This window comes from Paenibacillus sp. NMA1017 (assembly GCF_058895805.1).
In genome coordinates, this window is the sequence record NZ_JBZXYR010000039.1 from 1 (window position 1) to 2,848 (window position 2,848).

1 protein-coding gene is annotated in these 2,848 nt (G+C 50.2%); it reads right to left on the bottom strand.

Annotated elements, in window-relative coordinates:
- Positions 1-2,848 (bottom strand): condensation domain-containing protein (locus tag AC5ELV_RS26210; RefSeq protein WP_493432444.1); only part of this gene is annotated, 2,848 nt, incomplete at both ends.

The window sequence follows — 2,848 nt, forward strand, 5'->3', positions numbered from 1 at the left end:
GCAAGCGGCATCAAAGGAATAACTGGCAAACATCAAGACATGATCCGACAAGCTCATCTGTAGGGTTTCATCGAAATAGGTTTTGAGATTGCACAGCCCGCGGTGCTCGATCATCACACCCTTCGGCTGTCCCGTCGTACCCGACGTATAAATCACATACGCCAGATCGTTCGGGCCAGACAGCGGCTCCAGATTCGAACCGTCCTCGTGGTAGACCTCCTGCACCCCATCCAGCACCAGTACCTGACCGTCAAAAGTGGCCTTTTCCACCAGATGGCTTTGCGTTAGCAGCAATTCCGCACCCGAGTCATCGAGCATGTAGCGGATACGTTCCTCTGGGTACGTCGGATCTATCGGAACATACGCGCCTCCGGCTTTCATAATCCCGAACATCCCCACAATCATATCTATCGAGCGCTCCGTCATCAGACCCACCAGACAATCCTTCGTCACGCCATGACTCCGTAAGGTACGAGCCAATCGGTTGGCTCGTTCATTCAGCTCGCGGTAGGTCAGCTGTTCTCCCTCGAAGAACAAGGCCGCCTGCTCTGGGGTTTGCAAAGCCTGCGCTTCAAACAAACCGTGAATGGTCTGCTCGCTTGGATAGCCCGCTGCTGTATCTCCCCACACGTGCAGGATTTGCTCGCGTTCTTGCTCGGTTAATACATCCAGCTCACGTACAGGAATATTCGGGTTGGCCGTTACCTGCTCCAGCAGCTGCACCAGATGTCTCTGAATCTGTTCTATACTTGCCCGCTCAAATGCCAGAGCATTGTAATTAAAGCTCATGTGAATGGCTTTCCCCGACTGTACCACCAGATTAAAGTCATAGCTCGTTGCTTCGACCTCAGTCAGGCTAAGACTGGTCTGCTTGCCTTCATCGAACTGCTGCATTGGTTTCACTGTCGGATCATTTACAACAATAATCCTGTGGTTGATCCAATTTTGCATCAGCTCCGACAACGCCTGAATTTCAGTCAGCGGATACGCAGTATGCATATGTGCAGCTATAGATTGCTCCTCGTTTTGCTTCATAACCTGCAAGAACAGAATGTTCTCATCGCTTCTAATTCTTACAGGTATCGTATTCTGATACAGACTCAGCATTGGCTCCACATTCAGAGTATCAGGCGAATGTACGTAAACCGTACTACCAAATACGACATCATCCGTACCATTATATTTTTGGAGCAATATGCCCCATACTGTCTGGATCAATGTAGTCAGCGTCACCCGATGGCGCTTGGCAATCCGAAGAATCTTGGTCGTCAGACCCACACTCAGAACAGTATTAAGCTGCTCTGCCTGGTCCCACGCGTTTGACTGTATTTTGACTTGTGGCAAATGGGCCTGTTCTTCATATCCATCGAGATGTGCACTCCAGTAACGTGTAGCTTTTTGACGTTCCTGATGTATTTTCAGCACAGATACCGTTTCTTCTGTCGTGATTTGTTCCAGTTCACCCAGCGAGATATTTGGATTGGCTGCAATTGTTTCTACCAAACGTACAAAGTGACGCGTAATCTGCTCGATGGTGTCTCGCTGGTATAGCGATGTTGCATATTGCAATCCGAAATGGATGCCTGTTTCTTCCTCGCTGGCTTCCAGCATCAGGTCGAACTTCGCCGGAACCTGCTCCATACCATATGGACGGAAGCTCAGACCTTCCAACTTCAGCTCCCCTTGTTCGTTATTTTGTAGTACAAACATCGTGTCGAACAGCGGATTGCGGCTCATATCCCGCTTCACGTTCAGCTTTTCCACCAGTTCCTCAAACGGATAGTCCTGATGCTCATATGCTTGCAAGGCCCGTTTTTTCACGTCCTCCACGTACTGACGGAATGTTTGCGTTGAGGTTGGATGATTACGCATGGCCAGCGTACCGACGAACATCCCGATGATCGGCTCCAGATCCATATGTGGTCGTCCCGCAATTGGGCTGCCGACGATGATGTCTTCCTGTCCGGTGTACTGATGGAGCAGCGCTGTATAGGCTGCCAGCAGCACCATGTACAACGTCGAACCTGTCTGGGCTGCCAGTTCCTTCAAGCGCTCGCTGACTTCGCGTTCCAGACCGAATACCACCGTAGCGCCTGCCGTGCTACGTACCGCAGGACGTGTAAAGTCGGTTGGCAAGTTCAGTACAGGCAAATCACCTCTAAAGGTATCCAGCCAGTATGCTTCCTGACGTTTAATCCAGTCTCGTTGTACCTCCGTTTGTTGCCATACCGCATAGTCTTTATATTGAATCCGTAGCGGAGACAGTTCTTCACCTCTATACAAGTGGACAAATTCGTCGGTCAACACACCCATAGATGCGCCGTCCGAGATAATATGGTGCATATCGAGCATCAACAAATGCTGTGGCTCCTGTTTTTCTCCCTCTCCCTGTACGCCCAAATCCACCAAGGCCACGCGCAGCAGCGGAGCGGCTTGCAGATCAAATGAGCGTACAAAACGTTGAACCCATTTTTGCACTTCCTGGCTTACAAGCTGCTCAGTCCCCTCTGTATGTTGTTCATATGCTGCATCATGATATAAGACCTCGACATCGGTTTGTTGATCAGCAGCTGGATACGTCACAACATGTCCTGCTTGCACCTTCGCATACTCTACCTCGAACGTCACTGTATCCTGAATCCGTTGCACGGGTTCATTGTTTACCAGTCCAAAGCTGGTGCGGAGTGCCGCATGGCGCGAGATCAACTGGCGGAAAACCTTCTCCACCCGTTTTACATCCAGCGGGCCACTTACCTGAAGCACAGCGGGAATATTGTAGTTCACATCATCTGGATCAATCTGATGCAAAACGTACATCCGTTTTTGTGCCGAGGACAATGGGTAGAAC